This window comes from Acinetobacter sp. NIPH 1852 (genome assembly GCF_022549455.1).
Classification (GTDB): domain Bacteria; phylum Pseudomonadota; class Gammaproteobacteria; order Pseudomonadales; family Moraxellaceae; genus Acinetobacter.
Window position 1 is genome coordinate 105,994 of record NZ_JAKZGG010000008.1, and the last position, 16,338, is coordinate 122,331.

15 protein-coding genes are annotated in these 16,338 nt (G+C 41.8%); 11 read left to right on the forward strand and 4 right to left on the reverse strand.

The window, feature by feature from the left end; translation table 11 throughout:
* Positions 1-44 precede the first annotated feature (44 nt).
* Entirely contained in the window at positions 45-755 is a 711-nt protein-coding gene (locus MMO38_RS08415) for an AzlC family ABC transporter permease (RefSeq protein ID WP_241323244.1), read from the forward strand.
* Positions 752-1,069, forward strand: a complete 318-nt coding sequence (locus MMO38_RS08420; protein WP_241323245.1) for an AzlD domain-containing protein — start codon at positions 752-754, stop codon at positions 1,067-1,069. Before MMO38_RS08415 ends, MMO38_RS08420 begins: the two co-directional genes overlap by 4 nt.
* A gap of 53 nt (positions 1,070-1,122) precedes the next feature.
* On the opposite strand, the gene MMO38_RS08425 is transcribed toward MMO38_RS08420, so the two are convergent.
* Positions 1,123-1,878, reverse strand: coding sequence for an SDR family oxidoreductase (locus tag MMO38_RS08425; RefSeq protein ID WP_241323246.1), 756 nt, complete (start codon positions 1,876-1,878; stop codon positions 1,123-1,125).
* Positions 1,879-1,983: 105 nt separating this feature from the next.
* On the opposite strand from MMO38_RS08425, the gene MMO38_RS08430 reads away from it, so the two are divergent.
* Together MMO38_RS08430 and MMO38_RS08435 are read left to right on the forward strand one after the other, a co-directional pair.
* On the forward strand, positions 1,984-2,868 hold the full coding sequence (locus MMO38_RS08430; RefSeq protein ID WP_241323247.1) for a LysR family transcriptional regulator: 885 nt from the start codon (positions 1,984-1,986) through the stop codon (positions 2,866-2,868).
* 99 nt (positions 2,869-2,967) lie between these two features.
* On the forward strand, positions 2,968-3,735 hold the full coding sequence (locus tag MMO38_RS08435; protein ID WP_241323248.1) for an HD domain-containing protein: 768 nt from the start codon (positions 2,968-2,970) through the stop codon (positions 3,733-3,735).
* A gap of 81 nt (positions 3,736-3,816) precedes the next feature.
* Here the strand turns inward: MMO38_RS08435 and MMO38_RS08440 are convergent, their stop codons facing one another.
* The gene (locus MMO38_RS08440; RefSeq protein ID WP_005193904.1) at positions 3,817-4,704 is read right to left on the reverse strand and encodes an SDR family NAD(P)-dependent oxidoreductase; all 888 of its coding nucleotides are present in this window, start codon (positions 4,702-4,704) and stop codon (positions 3,817-3,819) included.
* Positions 4,705-4,952: 248 nt separating this feature from the next.
* Positions 4,953-6,230: an aminotransferase class I/II-fold pyridoxal phosphate-dependent enzyme gene (locus MMO38_RS08445; RefSeq protein WP_241323249.1), complete on the reverse strand. Its 1,278-nt coding sequence runs from the start codon at positions 6,228-6,230 to the stop codon at positions 4,953-4,955.
* 298 nt (positions 6,231-6,528) lie between these two features.
* On the opposite strand from MMO38_RS08445, the gene ettA reads away from it, so the two are divergent.
* The gene (gene ettA, locus MMO38_RS08450; protein ID WP_004673266.1) at positions 6,529-8,190 is read left to right on the forward strand and encodes an energy-dependent translational throttle protein EttA; all 1,662 of its coding nucleotides are present in this window, start codon (positions 6,529-6,531) and stop codon (positions 8,188-8,190) included.
* Between the two features lie 37 nt (positions 8,191-8,227).
* Here the strand turns inward: ettA and MMO38_RS08455 are convergent, their stop codons facing one another.
* A complete protein-coding gene (locus MMO38_RS08455) occupies positions 8,228-8,686 on the reverse strand; it encodes an AAA family ATPase (protein ID WP_004673265.1) in 459 nt (152 codons plus the stop codon).
* 147 nt (positions 8,687-8,833) lie between these two features.
* Between MMO38_RS08455 and MMO38_RS08460 the strand changes: the two genes are divergently transcribed.
* The 6 genes from MMO38_RS08460 to MMO38_RS08485 all read left to right on the forward strand — a co-directional run bounded on the left by MMO38_RS08460 (position 8,834) and on the right by MMO38_RS08485 (position 16,153).
* Positions 8,834-9,241, forward strand: coding sequence for a cation efflux protein, CzcI-like (locus tag MMO38_RS08460; RefSeq protein ID WP_347005838.1), 408 nt, complete (start codon positions 8,834-8,836; stop codon positions 9,239-9,241).
* Between the two features lie 299 nt (positions 9,242-9,540).
* Positions 9,541-9,726, forward strand: a complete 186-nt coding sequence (locus MMO38_RS08465) for a hypothetical protein (RefSeq protein ID WP_004673261.1) — start codon at positions 9,541-9,543, stop codon at positions 9,724-9,726.
* A 177-nt stretch (positions 9,727-9,903) separates the two neighbouring features.
* Positions 9,904-10,314 (forward strand): cation efflux protein, CzcI-like, encoded by a 411-nt coding sequence (locus tag MMO38_RS08470; RefSeq protein ID WP_034595734.1) that lies wholly within the window; start codon positions 9,904-9,906, stop codon positions 10,312-10,314.
* A gap of 44 nt (positions 10,315-10,358) precedes the next feature.
* Complete coding sequence (locus tag MMO38_RS08475; protein ID WP_004673255.1) at positions 10,359-11,777, forward strand: TolC family protein; 1,419 nt, start codon at positions 10,359-10,361, stop codon at positions 11,775-11,777.
* Between the two features lie 4 nt (positions 11,778-11,781).
* Positions 11,782-13,023 (forward strand): efflux RND transporter periplasmic adaptor subunit, encoded by a 1,242-nt coding sequence (locus MMO38_RS08480; RefSeq protein WP_004673253.1) that lies wholly within the window; start codon positions 11,782-11,784, stop codon positions 13,021-13,023.
* On the forward strand, positions 13,013-16,153 hold the full coding sequence (locus MMO38_RS08485; RefSeq protein ID WP_004673250.1) for a CusA/CzcA family heavy metal efflux RND transporter: 3,141 nt from the start codon (positions 13,013-13,015) through the stop codon (positions 16,151-16,153). Before MMO38_RS08480 ends, MMO38_RS08485 begins: the two co-directional genes overlap by 11 nt.
* Positions 16,154-16,338 lie beyond the last annotated feature (185 nt).

Below are 16,338 nucleotides of genomic sequence, written 5' to 3' on the forward strand. Positions count from 1 at the left end.
TTTTTGGCATAGTCAACAGTCTCTTATAAACGATTGTAATGCTGATGTTGACTGAGACGATCGAAGACACCTCTATGTCTGTACCTCGGGCCTTTTTAAATGGTGTGGTCAAAATATTGCCCTTGTGTTTTGCTGTGTTGCCTTGGGGCATCTTGGCAGGCTCAATGGCGATCCAAGCTGGGCTAACGACCATGCAAGCCATTGCAATGTCAGCATTGGTTTTTGCTGGCGCTGCTCAATTGATGACTTTAGGCTTGGTCATGGCGGGGACACCTGCACTGACCATCATCATTTCGGTATTTTTGATTACCACGCAGCATTATTTATATGCGCTGTATTTACGTGAAGATATTTCCAAGCAACCGTTAAAACATCGGTTAATGTTAGGTTTTTTACTCACAGATGAGTTGTTTGCGGTCAGTATTAAAAAACAACAGCACTATATTTACTATCTTCTCGGGGCGGGCAGTTGCTTTTATCTGTGTTGGGTGTTGTTTAGTGTTTGTGGGGTGTTGCTTGCATCCTCTGTACCGAATTTAGATCAATACCATCTCGATTTTTCGATTGTCGCGACTTTTATCGCTATCGTGATTCCATTTATTAAAAATTTAAATACTTTGGTGGGTGTGTTAGTTTCAGTGGCTTTAACCGTGGTGTTTCTGAGTTTAGGTTTTAAAAGTGCAGCCATTATGGCAGGGGTGATTGGTATGTTCACAGCGACTTGCCTGCAAAATCTGCGGGAGCGTACAGCATGACTTGGTTTGTTTTGATTATTTTGGCATTGGTGGTATTTATGAATCGCTATATTTTGCTCGAACCAAATATTCCGCTGCGTTTACCGAAATGGTTTCAACAGTCATTGCAGTATTCAGCACCGTGTTTATTGACGGCGATCGCTACTCCAATTGTCTTTATGGATGAGCATGGCGCATTTCGTGAGACTTTATTGAACCCTTATTTTATTGCCACGATTTTAACCATTGCGATTGCATATAAGGTTCGCCATACCTTACTGACGATTGTTCTAAGTTTGGCTTGTTTTTATGCTTTGGTATTTTGGTTCAATTAAAAAAAGCTTGGATACATGTGAATCATGACCCAAGCCTTTCTCATGAACATGAATTAACGCGTGGTATAACCACCATTGGCGAAAATGGTTTGTCCAGTTATCCACCAGCCATCGGTGACTAAGAAACGAATCAAAGGTTCAATATCTTCAATTTTGGTGAGTCCACCGAGCGCAGATGCCGATTTATGATAAGCCACCGCCTCAGGCGCTTCTTGACCATAGAAAAATGGCGTATCCATGGGACCTGGCGCGACAGCAGTCACCGAGATACCGCGTTCGCCAAACTCTTTGGAAGCCGCACGGGTATAGTGTTCCACAGGGGCTTTTAATCCTTCATAAGTAGAATAAAGACCTGTGTAGGCTGCCAATAAACTGGTCACAATGCTACAGATTTTGCCGTGTGGGTTGAGATGGCGACCGGCTGATTGAATAAAGAAATAAGCAATTTTATTATTGATGTCATTCATCCCATCAAACTCTTGTTCGGTGGTGTCCAAATAGGGTTTTTTCAACACACGACCGACGGTATTAATCGCAATATCAACACCGCCAAATTCAGCTTTTGCTTGGGTAAATAAGGCTTCGATGTTTTGAATATCGGATAGATCAGCTTGAATTAAAATGGCTTTGGCACCGAGCGCTTGTACGGTTTTTAAGGTGTCTTCGGCATCGGCTTGTGTCGCTGCACTATTATAATGGATCACTAAATTTGCCCCTTGCTCGGCAAACTTACGTGAGATCAAACCACCTAAATTCTTTGCACCGCCTGCGATCAGTACTGTTTTATCTTTTAAATCATGTTGTGACATTATTTCATCCAGCTTTTGTTTTGTGTGAAAATTATCCTAAATCAATTTCTTTGTTTGAAATAGTTGTTAGTATTGAACTGATTGTGCAAGAAAGTTGAATAATAAATGGATAAGATCGAGCGCCTAAAAATATTTTGTTTGGTGGCAGAAAAGCAATCTTTCGCACAAGCGGCACTGCAATTGGGGCTGCCGCGTTCTAATGTCACTTACGCAATTCAATCACTTGAAAAAGAATATGAAGTGCTGTTGTTTTACCGTACGACACGTAAGGTTGCTTTAACGCATGAGGGCAGTCTGTTTTATGACGAAGCGATCCGTTTGGTCGCACAATTAAAAGAACTAAATCGTTTTAAAACCCATGTTCGTAGTCAAGAGGGCAAGATCAGTATTGGTATGCCGAAGCGACTGGCAACACAGCTTTTGATTCCGAATTTACTCGCGTTTTATCAGCGTTATCCAAAGGTAAAAGTGTTGATCAATGGCAGTGATGATTTTTCTAATTTGATCGAACAACAACTTGATTGCGTGGTGCGAGTAGGGCAAGTTCAGGATGAATATTTATTGATCAGACCGATTACCCAGACCAAGATTTGGACATTGGCATCACCGCAGTATGTCGCTGAATTCGGGGAACCCAAAAATTTTGATGAGTTACAGCAGCATTTTGCTGTGGATTATCATGTGGCAAAAAACTACCGAGAAATGAGTGAACTTGCGTTTCGTGATCATCGTATCGATATGCCGTATCGCTTACTGATCGAAAACACTGAAGCTTATATTCATGCAGGTTTGGCAGGTATTGGCATGATTCAAATTCCTGAGTTCGATGCTGTACCTTATGTTCAACAAGGAACACTGCAACGCCTATTTGTCGATATTCCCAGTTTAGAATTACCCGTCAATATTTTACTGACAGATCGACAATACCGTCCAAAGTATTTTCAGGACTTCATCGAATGGTTAGATGATTTACTCAAAAGACGGCTTTAAGCTGTAGTTTTTTGTCAAGAACGATTGCTTTGACATTGAGCAATATTTGCAGTAAAACCTAAATTAGAGCAATTACTCTAATTTTATATGGGAATAATAATGCAGATTGGTCGACAAGCATGGATGATACAAACTTCAGGTGATTTATCTTTGAAAGATCGTATGGCTCTATTGAGTCATAGTCTATTACCTGTATTGAAACAAAGTATAAAAATGTATGGCTTAGCACATCGCTCGAAGAGCAAAGCACAGCATGATTTGAGTCTCGATGATCTGTATTTACCTGATAGCGCTGATGTAAAGCAGGCATTGCAGAAGATGCAATCTTGTAGTTCTGAAGCCTTGCAAAATCATTGTTTGAGAACTTGGTGTTATGCAGTTGCATTTGCCAAGATGCAAAATTTAAAGCGCGATGATGAGCTATTGGCGGTGTCATGTTTATTGCATGATTTGGGGATGACTGAACAGCATTATCAGCATCATGAAAACTGTCGATGCTTTGCAGGACAGGGGGCTTATGCTGCAAAAGATTGGTCAATTGAGCGAGGATGGCATGCCCCTCGTGCGGATCAATTGTTTGATGTGATCAGTATGCACATGAATCCTTATGTGGCGATGGAGGATGGTGTCGAAGCTCATTTACTGCAACAAGCTGCCAGTTGTGATGTAATTGGCAGTCGAGGTTTTGAATTTTCTCAGCAGTTTAGACAACAATTATATGCGCAACATCCACGTTTGGACTTTAATCACAAGATGATTGAATTTAGTCAGTTAGAAGCAATCAACCGTCCAAAGTCTCGTACTGCGATGGTGGTACAGAGTGGTTTTAAGCAGCTTATAAATTTGAATCCTTATCTGGTTAAGTAATTTCATCCTTTATTCCTTCCAATAAAAAAGCAGCGCATATCTCTATGCGCTGCTTTTTTATTTTGCAGGGAGTTGCTTAAATTACCAATGTTCACCTGGGAACAAACGCGCGTAAGCACGCTGCATGATGTTTAACTTTTCTTGCTGACCTACTGAGGCAGTAGAACTTGGGAATAAGTTAAAGCCAATCGACATCAAAATATTATTGATGTCTGGCGCAACCGCATAGGTGATCGATGCTAAGCGACCTAAGTTGGTTGCGATTTTCTTCGGACGTTTTACGATCGCATAAGCAATCAAATCGGCCGCTTGTTCTGGAGAAAGTGTTGGAACATATTTATACATTTTAGTTGGCGCAATCATCGGTGTACGCACTAATGGCATATAAATAGAGGTAATCGCGATCTTGTGTGAATGAACTTCAGCAGAGAGACAACGACTAAATGCATCTAGTGCAGCTTTAGATGCGACATACGCTGAAAAACGGGTTGCATTTGCAAGTACGCCAATCGAACTGATGTTAATGATTTGACCATCTTTACGTTGCATCATATGCGGCAAGATATTCAAAACTAAGCGTACAGCACCAAAGTAGTTAAGCTGCATAGTACGTTCAAAGTCATGAAAACGATCAACTGACTCATGCACAGCACGACGAATTGAACGCCCCGCGTTGTTGACTAAAATATCAATGTGATCAACAGAAGCTAAAATCTCTTTTGAAACCGCATCAATCGATTCCATATCGTTGAGATCACATGGGAATACAGTGGCTTTACCACCTTCTGCTTCGATCTCAGCTTTTACTTCATCTAATTTCTCTTTGGTACGCGCTAGCAATAAGACATGTGCACCTGCTTGAGCAAGATATTTTGAAACCGTTAAACCAATGCCACTTGAAGCGCCTGTGACAATGATTGTTTTCCCGTCGACTTTTTGTTGAAAAAGCTTTTTGAGTTTTGCGTTCATGTAAGTTTCCTACATTAATCAAGCTGTTGTTTACAATGTCCTTGTGTTGCGATTAAACACTGCACTTTATTTTGTACTAATATTAACCGTTTTTTTTTGTTTGTCTAGTGTAAATGTTTGAAATATAATAATATTTTTAGAGTAAAAGCTCTAAAACAAATGATTGTAATAGTTGAAAATGCAATAATATTTTTCTTCAAAAGCATAAAAAACAGCCTCTAAAGTGAGGCTGTTGTCTTTTATTCAGTTTAAACCTGAGCGAGGGCTTGTTCGAGGTCTGAAATCAGATCGTCGATATGCTCAATCCCAATAGACAAGCGGACTAGGTCTTCACTCACACCAGCAGATTTAAGTTCTTCTGCGTTGAGTTGACGATGGGTCGTCGTTGCAGGATGACATGCCAAGCTTTTTGCATCGCCAATGTTAACCAGACGAGTAAATAACTGTAATGCATCAATAAAGCGAGTTCCACCATCTAAGCCATCCTGTACCCCAAAGGAAAGGATGGCAGAAGGTTTACCTTTCACATATTTTTGTGCCAAATGATGCTGTGGATGGTCGGTTAAACCAGCATAATTGACCCATTTGACTTTTGGGTGTTGTTTTAAATATTTTGCAACTTGAAGGGCGTTTTCAGTGTGGCGCTCCATACGAAGGTTTAACGTTTCTAAACCTTGTAAAATAAGGAAGACGCTGAGCGGGCTAATGGCTGCACCTGTATTTCGTAATGGAACAACACGAGCACGAGCGATATAAGCTGCTTCACCGAGCACTTCAACGTAATTTACGCCGTGATAACTTGGGTCTGGCGTATTCAGTGCTTTAAAACGCTCTGGATATTTGCCCCAAGGAAATTTGCCACTATCGACAATAATGCCACCAATACTATTGCCATGACCGCCGATGTATTTAGTCAATGAGTGAATGACAACATCCGCACCAAATTCAAACGGCTTTAATAGGGCAGGGGTTGCAACGGTATTATCAACAATAACTGGCACACCATATTCATGAGCAATTTTTGAGATTGCTTCTAAGTCGATAATATTGCCCAATGGGTTGCCGATCGACTCAACAAAAACCAATTTAGTTTTATCATCAATCAAGTTGCGTAAGCTTTCAGGGTTTTGATAATCAAAGAAGCGAACTTCGATGCCTTGTTTGGGTAGGGTATGTGCAAATAGATTATACGTTCCACCATAGAGTGTTGAAACCGAAGCAATATTGTCACCTGCTTCTGCAATGGTTTGAATCGAATAAGTGATGGCTGCCATCCCAGATGCTAAAGCTAATGCGCCAATCCCACCCTCTAGTGCTGCAATACGTTGTTCCAGCACAGCCGTGGTTGGGTTCATGATACGGGTATAGATATTTCCCTGAACTTTTAAATCAAATAAATCTGCACCATGTTGCGTGTTGTCAAAAGCATAAGAGGTGGTTTGGTAAATAGGGACAGCCACTGCTTTAGTCGTTGCCTCTGGTGAATAGCCCGCATGAATCGCTAAAGTTTCATCTTTATAAGTCATGATTACATCATCTACATGAGTTAAATAGTGACCGAGTTTAGCTTAAAAACCGTCCAAAATGGTGCATAATTTATGCGATTTATTGCGTTTTTATTCATATAAACAGAATCTTGGTCTCTTCCTATTTTTTTCAGCATGACTGTATCGTGAATCGTGTAACGTCTTGAAAAAGAAAATCCTTTGAATGAAGCAAACAAATATCATCTTAACTTCATGTTAATCCGGTTTTCAGCGTATAATACGTGCGATTATTTTTCGCTTTTTGCGATTTATTGGTTTTTCAATTGAGGAGTCCTGCGTGGCCCAATATATTTATACGATGAATCGAGTGTCGAAGATGGTTCCGCCTAAGCGCGAAATCCTAAAAGACATCTCTTTATCATTTTTCCCAGGCGCAAAAATTGGTGTGCTTGGTTTGAACGGTGCAGGTAAATCTACCCTACTCCGTATTATGGCTGGCGTAGATAAAGATTTCTCAGGTGAAGCGCGTGCACAACCGGGAATCAAAATCGGTTATTTAGAACAAGAGCCACCATTAGATCCAAGTAAAGATGTTCGTGGAAATGTTGAAGATGGCGTACGTGAAGCACTAGATGCGTTAGAACGTCTTGATCAAGTTTTTGCTGAATATGCTGACCCTGATGCAGATTTTGATGCACTTGCAAAAGAGCAAGAAAAATTAGAATCCATCATTCATGCATGGGATGCACATAACCTCAATAACCAACTTGAAATTGCGGCAGGTGCTTTGAACCTACCAGCTTGGGATGCAGACGTATCTCTACTTTCAGGTGGTGAGCGTCGTCGTGTGGCACTTTGCCGTTTATTGCTATCTAAGCCTGACATGTTGCTTTTAGATGAACCGACGAACCATTTGGATGCTGAATCGGTATCTTGGTTGGAACGTTTCTTAAAAGATTTCCCAGGTACGATCGTTGCGATTACGCATGACCGTTATTTCTTGGATAACGTGGCTGAGTGGATTCTTGAGCTTGACCGTGGCATGGGTATTCCATATCAAGGTAACTATACCTCTTGGCTTGAGCAGAAAAATGCACGTTTAGAGCAAGAGAATAAACAAGAAGAATCTTTTGCTAAGGCATTGAAGAAAGAGCTTGAATGGGTTCGCTCAAATGCCAAAGGTCAGCAAAAGAAAAACAAAGCGCGTATGGAACGTTTTGAAGAGTTGAACTCTAAAGAATTCCAACAGCGTAATGAAACTTCTGAAATCTATATTCCACCTGGCCCACGCCTAGGGAATAAAGTTGTAGAAGTTGAAGGCATCAGCAAATCATTTGATGGTCGTCTGCTTTATAAAGACTTAACATTTACCATACCGCCAACTGCGATTGTGGGTATTGTTGGTCCTAACGGTGCGGGTAAAACCACATTATTCCGTATGATGACAGGTGAACAGCAACCTGATACTGGTACGGTAACGTTGGGTGAGTCGGTTAAAGTGGCGTATGTTGGTCAGATTCGCGATACTTTAGATAACAATAAAACCGTTTGGGAAGAAGTTTCTGGCGGTTTAGATATCTTGAAAATCGGTGATTATGAAATCGCGTCGCGTGCTTATATCGGCCGCTTTAACTTCAAAGGTCAGGATCAGCAAAAACGTGTTGGTGAGCTGTCAGGTGGTGAGCGTAATCGTTTACAACTGGCAAAAATCTTACAGTTAGGTGCAAACGTAATCTTACTGGATGAGCCATCAAACGACTTGGATATCGAAACTTTACGTGCGCTTGAGGATGCAATTCTTGTATTCCCAGGTACTGTGATGGTGGTATCGCATGACCGTTGGTTCTTAGACCGTATTGCAACGCATATCTTGTCTTTTGAAAATGAACAGCCAGAATTCTACACAGGTAACTATGCAGAATATGAAGCATATCGCCAGTCACGTTTAGGTGATGAAGCAGGTGCAAAGCGTTCAAAATATAAAAAGATTACGGGTTAATAACTCATTAAAAAACCAGCCTAAGGGCTGGTTTTTTTTATTCTCCTACAAGAATGATACTTGTAAATCCTTCGTCTAAAGAAGGTGCTTCTATCGCAGCGAAAACATTTTTTAGGGCTTGCTCATCTACCATTTTATCTATAGTTCTTTGCGCATTTCTTTCCAAACAAATCGCTAAATCTGTTTTGAATAAAACAGCTATACATTGAAGATTTTTTTGGGCTGCAATATCGAGAATTGGTGCTCGTTCAATTTTCTTAACTAAAATCGCATCAAAAACAATATTATAAGGCTCTTCCTTGATTTTTTTGTCAGCCCAAGTGCTTTTACCAGCAGCTTGGCAACCAATCAGGACATAAACGATTTGTACGCTAGAATTGTTAATGACTTCTTTTTCAAAGTCATCAAAGCATTTTGCCCATGCGATCTGATTTCGTTTAGCAGTGAAGACTCTACCAGAGACTGTTTCTAAATAGTGATCGGGGTTGATATGCATTTGAGCCTAAGGGAGTAAATATATTTATGAGAATATGGATATATTAAGCATCGAAAAATTTTAAAGTGTTTACTTTTTGTTTAATGTAATTTTATTACATACACATTGCTTGTTATAGTAAGGCAAATTTTGACCAGTTGGTGAAACGTGCGACGTTGCGCTGTATTTATGACACTCTTGCTAAGTTTGTTCATATTCCAAAGTATTTGGAATGTGGCAGCGGCTTATTGCAGTCATGAAACTACAAGCAAAGCAACGATAGCCGTTACTCATTTCGGTCATCATCTTTTAGATAACTCAAAAGATCAGGTAAGTTCTTTCACCGTGGTTGAAGATAATCTTGATTTATCACAACCGTTGAATCTGCAAGATCATCATGATCATTTGCCAACATGTTTTCATGTGGCTGTCATCGCAGGGCAACAGCAGCTGAATGAACCTGTTTTACGAATGCATGAATTAGAACAAAAATATCACTGGTCAAATGATTACCAGTCTCCTTATTTGTCTGGATTAAACCGACCTCCTGTACTCACCCCGCTTTTGGTGGGATAGCCAAAAAGCCCACCAGAAATAGATCTATTTCAAAGGGTTCTTCTATGCTTGATGATGCACATAAAAAATGTAAAGCACTCTTATGAATGGAGGTCTCAATATCACATTCGAATATTTATTCTGATGTCATGTTGATCGGTACATTTGCGTCAAAGTTTTGTAAATCACGATTGAGTAAAAGTCTTCTGATCAAGACCTGCTGATTATGAGTAGACCCTAAGCGAATAATTTTTATTCATTTTATTTGGGTGTGAATTTATCCACCCAATGAATTGCAATATATAAATCAGGTGAGTGTTATGTCTATTAAATTAAATACAACGTTATGTTTTATGATTTTATTTCTTTCAGCGAGTTTCGCGAATGCTGATGGAGGTTTGATTTTCTTAGAAAAAAATCTACAGTCTCAGCAAGAAATGAAAGCAAATGTCGAACATGACATTAAGCACAGCAACACCAAGCATAAGTGTAAATCATCGGGTTAATTTTTTAGGGGACTGCTCGGCAAGTGAGCAGTCCCCGACTGTCAAAATGTATTGATTAGTTTTTGTGAATCTTGCGTTTTTAAAAAGATTTTAGTGCTGAATGGAGAGATGTAATTTTATTACATCAAACTTCCTTGCTATAGTCCAGTTGTGCAATTTTTGACTAAAGAGAAAAATTTGCGTCGTTCCAGTATTTTCGTGACCGTCTTGCTAAGTTTGTTCATATTCCAAAGTCTTTGGAATGTGGCAGCGGCTTATTGCGCCCATGAAAACACCAATCAGCAATCAACTTTCTCAAGTCATTTTGGGCATCATGTCCCTGATGCTATTGAAGCAGCAACGACTCAGGTTCAAACTTCCAAATTAGATACAACTGATTTGCCTATGCCTGTGAGTTTGCAAGATCATCACGATCATTTGCCGTCTTGCTTTCATGTGGTTACATCTGAAGTCCAGCAACAGTTTGATCAACCCATGTTGCGGACGCAAAAATTAAAACAAAAATATCATTGGTCGAATTCGTATCAGTCTCCGTATCTATCCAGTCTCAATCCGCCGCCTGTTCTGACCCCGCTATTGGTGGGGTAGCCGAAAAATAGCCCACCGCAACCTTATTATTTGCGGGGCTTAACATGTCTTTAAGTTTAAATCAGCGTACCCATACGCTAAAAAATTCTGTCCATTCATCACCATTCAAGTGGTCGATATTGGGGATTGCGCTCTCGACTGTGGTTTTCGGGCAATCCATCTCAGCGAAATCTGTACTCGATGTCAATCAGGCATCAGCAAGTTCAAGTGCTGTGAAGCAAAATTCTAATTTTGAAAAAATTTTGCAGCAGGTTCGTGCTTATCAAAACAATCAGTCAAGCTGGCAAACACAGCAACAGATGGCGAGTGTGCAGCTAAAACAAAGTGCTTTGTGGGCAAATCCGAGTATTTCGATTGAGCAAACAGGCTTTCAAAATGATCAAGACCGAGAGTTGTCCATTGGTATTTCACAGCCTTTAGATTTATTTGGTCAGCGTAAAGCGGCGCAAAAAGTGGCTAAGCTTTCCGCCAATCAAGTTGACTTGGAACAGCAACGCTACGACGCTGAGCTCGAATTGATCGTGCAATTTGTTTGGGCACAAGTGGCTTTATTACAACTCGAAAAATCAGTGATTGCTGAGCAATTACAAGTCAGTCAGCAAAACTTGGATGCCACTCAAAGACGTTATCAGGCAGGCAGCATTGCCCAAGTCGATGTTGAGCGGGTTCGTATCGCACATTTGGAAAATCAGCGGCTCTTTCAACAAGCGGATTTACAACTGCAACTGGCACAAAAGCAATTGGCGAGCCTTGCAGGAGAAAGCGTAAATCAATTTTCAATTTCTGCAAGCACGACTGAATTATGGACCAAAGCAACGCAGATCAAGGCAGTGACTGAGCAAAATGAGAATTTATTTGAGCGAGGTTTGCAGTTAGAAACGCAGCGTCAACAAGCGCAAATTGACCAACTCAAAGCCAAGTCACGTCCACAGCCGATCATGACGTTTGGTGTCAATCGCACCCGTTCAGCTGATCAATATAGCGAAAACCAAATCCGTTTAGGCGTTGAAATTCCACTCAATATTTTTAACTCCCAAAAATATGGGGTTCAAATTGCACAAGCCAAACAAAGCCTTATTCAGCAGCAACAACGTACTTATCGTCAGCAGAATCAGATGGATATTGATATTCGTCTAGCTGAATTGAAGGGCTTACAAGCGCAATTTAAGCAGCTCGACGATCAGCAAATTCCACTGGCGAATCAAGTTCAGCAAAAAACCTTGCAGGGCTTTCGTTTAGGCAAGTTTTCAGTCACCGATGTGCAACAAGCCACCATGCAGCTACAGGATGTGCGTTTACGTAAAGTGCAATTGCTAAAGCAAGCATGGCAACTCAGTACCGAACTGCAAAGTGCGCGTATGGGGCTTTCAACCGAACAAATCACCGCCAAAGATGCCTTGATGCAACTGAATCAGCGTATATGGCAACAAAGTAATGCTTTCCCAAACCAAGCTGGAGAATAACGAGATGAAGATTAAAGCAAAAATGCGTTCTCAATGGGTTTGGATTGCCATTATTGTCATTGTAACGATGCTTGTGGCTGCCGTGTTGTTGTGGAGTGGTCAGCGCAAAAGCAGCGAAAGCGCGGAACATGGCGAACAAGGGCATTCGCATCAGGAAAATGAAAAAGATCAGCATGCTGACACAGGAGAGGAGCACGAGTCAGAGGAAAGCTTAAGTCTAAGTGCCGAACAGATGCAGCAGTATAGTGTCAAGCTTGCTCAAGTCGCGCTCGGTGAAGTCAATCAAGTGCAAACTTTCCCTGCAAAACTGACGGTCAATACCGATCGTCAGGCGCACGTTTCCCCAAGTTTTGCGGGGCGAGTTGAGTCCGTATATGTGGAGTTAGGGCAACAAGTCAAACGAGGACAAGCATTGGCAAATTTGCTCGTGCCTGACTTGGTTGACCAACAAGCCAATCTGCAAATTGCGCAAACCAACTTAGACTTGGCAAAACAAGATTATGAGCGTGAACGTAGTCTTTGGTCACAAGGTATTTCTGCCAAACAAGAATATCAACGCGCCTATAACGCCTATCGCCAAGCCCAAATCCAAGTACAAGCAGCGCGCTCACGTTTAACTGCATTTGGAGCAGCTTCAGGATCAAATGGACGCTATCGCTTAACAGCACCGATCAGTGGTGTGATCAGCAATAAAGATATTGTGATTGGTGAAAATGTTCAGCTTGCAGATCAACTATTTACCATTGATCAATTAGACCAACTTTGGCTGGAGTTTGTATTGCCGACCATGGTCAATATCAATGTACAGCCGAATCAGCAAATTCGTTTTAAATCGCTGCAAACAGGCAATCAATTTAATGCGCAAGTCCAGAGCTTGACCTCTGAAGCAGATGCACAAACTGGTCGCTTACAAGTACGTGCCAAAGTTTTATCCAACGCGGCTGAGCTACGTCCAAACTTGATGGTCAATGTTGAATTACAAGCAGGTTCACAGCCATCAGTGATGCGAGTCAGTGCCGAAGCGATTCAACAGATTGAAGGCAAAGATGTGGTTTTTGTAGCGAAGTCGAATCCGAAAAAAGGTTTCGATTTTAATGCAGTTCCAGTACAGATCGGACAGCGTAGCCAAGATGGGCAATGGGTTGAAATTACTCAGGGTCTAACAGCAGGTCAGTCTTATGTCGCAGTCGGCAGTTTCTTGTTGAAGTCTGAACTTGAAAAAGGAGAGGCTGAGCATGGACACTAATTCTTCTCAATTGCCAAAACCTGAAGGCTTATTTGATCGCCTGATTCAGTTTGCGATTAAAAATGCCATTTGGGTCATACTGTTTGTGATGACATGGATTGCAGTAGGTGTGTGGAGTTATCAGAAACTACCGATTGATGCCGTTCCTGATATTACTAATACGCAGGTACAGATTAATACCCAAGCCAATGGCTATACCGCTTTAGAAGTTGAACAGCGAATTACCTATCCGATTGAAACTGCAATGGCAGGGATACCTGACCTAGAACAAACCCGTTCGATTTCGCGTTATGGTTTATCGCAAGTCACCATTATTTTCAAAGATGGCACTGATATTTATTGGGCCAGACAGTTGATCAATCAACGTTTGCAAGAAGCTGATGGACAATTGCCTGATGCGGTTGATCCTGTGATGTCTCCTGTTTCGACTGGTTTAGGCGAAATATATCAGTGGGTAGTCAAAGCCAAAGCTGGTGCGAAAAAAGAGGATGGTACGCCTTATAGCGCAATGGATTTACGTGAAATCCAAGACTGGATCGTGCGTCCACAATTGCAGCGCGTCAAAGGTGTTGCTGAAATCAACAGTATTGGGGGGTACAACAAAACCTATATTGTTTCGCCTGACTTAAAACGCCTACAACAGTTACAGATTTCACTCACTGAATTTCAAACCGCATTGCAGGAGAATAATGAAAACCGTGGCGCAGGTTTCATTGAGGAGAACGGTCAACAATTAACGGTTCGCGTGCCGGGTATGTTGAGTACCATCGAAGATATCCAGAACATCACTGTCAGTATCAAAAATGGTTCACCGATTCGTGTGTCAGATGTTGCAACGGTTGCAATCGGGCATGACTTACGTACTGGTGCAGCAACCTATAATGGTGAAGAGACTGTTCTCGGCATCGCCATGATGATGATGGGCGAAAACAGTCGTACAGTTGCTCAAGCGGTGGATGCAAAAATCCAAGAAATTCAATCGACGCTCCCGAAAGGTGTAGAAATTGAAACGGTGTATGATCGAACGACGTTGGTCAACAAAGCCATCAAAACGGTGCAGAAGAATTTAGTTGAAGGCGCGATCTTGGTGATCGTGATTTTATTTATTTTCTTAGGTAATTTTCGTGCGGCTTTAATCACAGCCTGCGTGATTCCACTTTCCATGCTGTTCACATTGACGGGCATGGCACAGCAGAATATCAGTGCCAACTTGATGAGTTTGGGCGCATTGGACTTCGGGATCATTGTCGATGGTGCGGTGGTGATTGTTGAAAACTGTATTCGACGGCTTGCAGAGGCACAGCATCATGCGGGGCGATTACTCACCCGACAAGAACGCTTTAAAGAAGTCTTTCTTGCAGCAAAACAAGCACGTAAACCGTTATTGTTTGGGCAAGCCATCATTATGGTGGTGTATTTACCGATTTTTGCACTGACAGGTGTAGAAGCGAAAATGTTCCATCCGATGGCGATGACGGTGGTGATGGCATTACTGGGTGCAATGATTCTATCGGTGACTTTTGTACCTGCCGCGGTTGCCTTATTCATTACGGGTGAGGTCAAGGAAAAAGAATCACGTTGGATGCAGACTTTAAAAGGGAAGTATCAACAGATCTTAGATTGGGCTTATCAATTCAAAATGGTGGTTGTGACATTTGCTATCAGTATCTTGGTCTTGACTGGGGTGTTAATCACTCAAATCGGCAGTGAATTTGCCCCACAACTGAGTGAAGGTGATTTTGCAGTACAACAAATGCGGTCGCCAAGTACAGGTTTAGAACAGTCTTTAAGGATGCAGGAAAATACTGAAAAGCTGATTCTGAAAAACTTTCCAGAGGTGAAGGCGGTATTTGCTCGTACAGGTACGGCTGAAGTCGCGACCGATGTCATGCCACCCAATATTTCTGATGCAGTTATTTTATTGAAACCTAAAGATCAATGGAAAAATCCAAAAGAAAGCATTGATGCGTTGCGTACCCGTATGCAAGCATTCTTAGAAACCATCCCAGGTAATAACAGTGAGTTTTCTCAACCGATTGAATTGCGTTTTAATGAGTTAATTTCAGGAATACGCAGTGATGTGGGAATTAAAGTATTTGGCGATGATATGAATGTGCTCGATACACAAGCACAAGCGATTGCTCAAAAAGTACAAAAGATTTCAGGTGCGACAGCAGTCAAAGTTGAACAGACCAGTGGTTTGCCTGTATTAAATGTGGATATTAACAATGCGCTTGCGGCGCAATATGGTTTGTCGGTGAAAACTATTCAAGATGTGGTTGCGGCCAGTGTCGGTGGTCAAAATGTCGGTCAGATTTTACAGGGCGACCGTCGTTTTGATTTTGAAATTCGTCTACCTGACGATCAACGCACCGCACAAAACTTGGCGCAGCTCCCGATCCAATTACCCAATGGTGGTCTGATTCAATTACAAGATGTCGCTAAAGTCGAAACCATCTCAGGCATGAGCCAAGTTGGGCGTGAAAATGGTAAACGTCGTGTCATTGTGACGGCAAATGTAGAAGGACGTGACCTTGGTTCATTTGTGCAAGAGTTGCAAACGACCCTGAAGCAGCAACCTTTACCCGCAGGCTATTGGTTGGAATATGGTGGGCAGTTTGAAAACTTGGCATCTGCGGCAGCACGTATGCAGATCGTGATTCCACTGGCATTGATTGCGATTTTTACTTTATTGATGGCGGTATTCCACAACTTTAAAGAAAGCTTGCTGGTATTTAGTGGCGTGCCATTTGCCTTGTCTGGTGGACTGGTTGCGCTGTGGTTACGAGATATTCCATTGTCGATGTCTGCGGGTGTGGGCTTTATTGCACTTTCAGGTGTTGCGGTATTGAATGGTTTGGTGATGCTGAGTTTTATCAAAGAACTACGTGATCAATTCGATCTGCATATCGCCACATGGCAAGGTGCAGTCTTGCGTTTGCGTCCTGTTTTGATGACGGCTTTTGTGGCATCACTGGGCTTTATTCCGATGGCGATCGCGACTGGAACTGGTGCAGAGGTACAGCGTCCATTGGCAACAGTGGTGATTGGTGGGATTATTTCATCGACTTTACTGACTTTGGTGATCTTGCCTGTAGTGTATCGCTGGATGAATGAGAGGGATTGTTGACCCTTGTATTTCATGGTGGAGTCTTACTGTGATGAGCTTGATCTCATCCGTTAACTCCGTTACTTTTTTAAAAAAGTAACCAAAAACTTTGTCATCCACAAAACCTGTTCACTTTCTGCATTTCATAAACAGCGTCGCAGAAACGGTATATAGCGGATACCACGCAGGTTGTGGATGACGTCTAG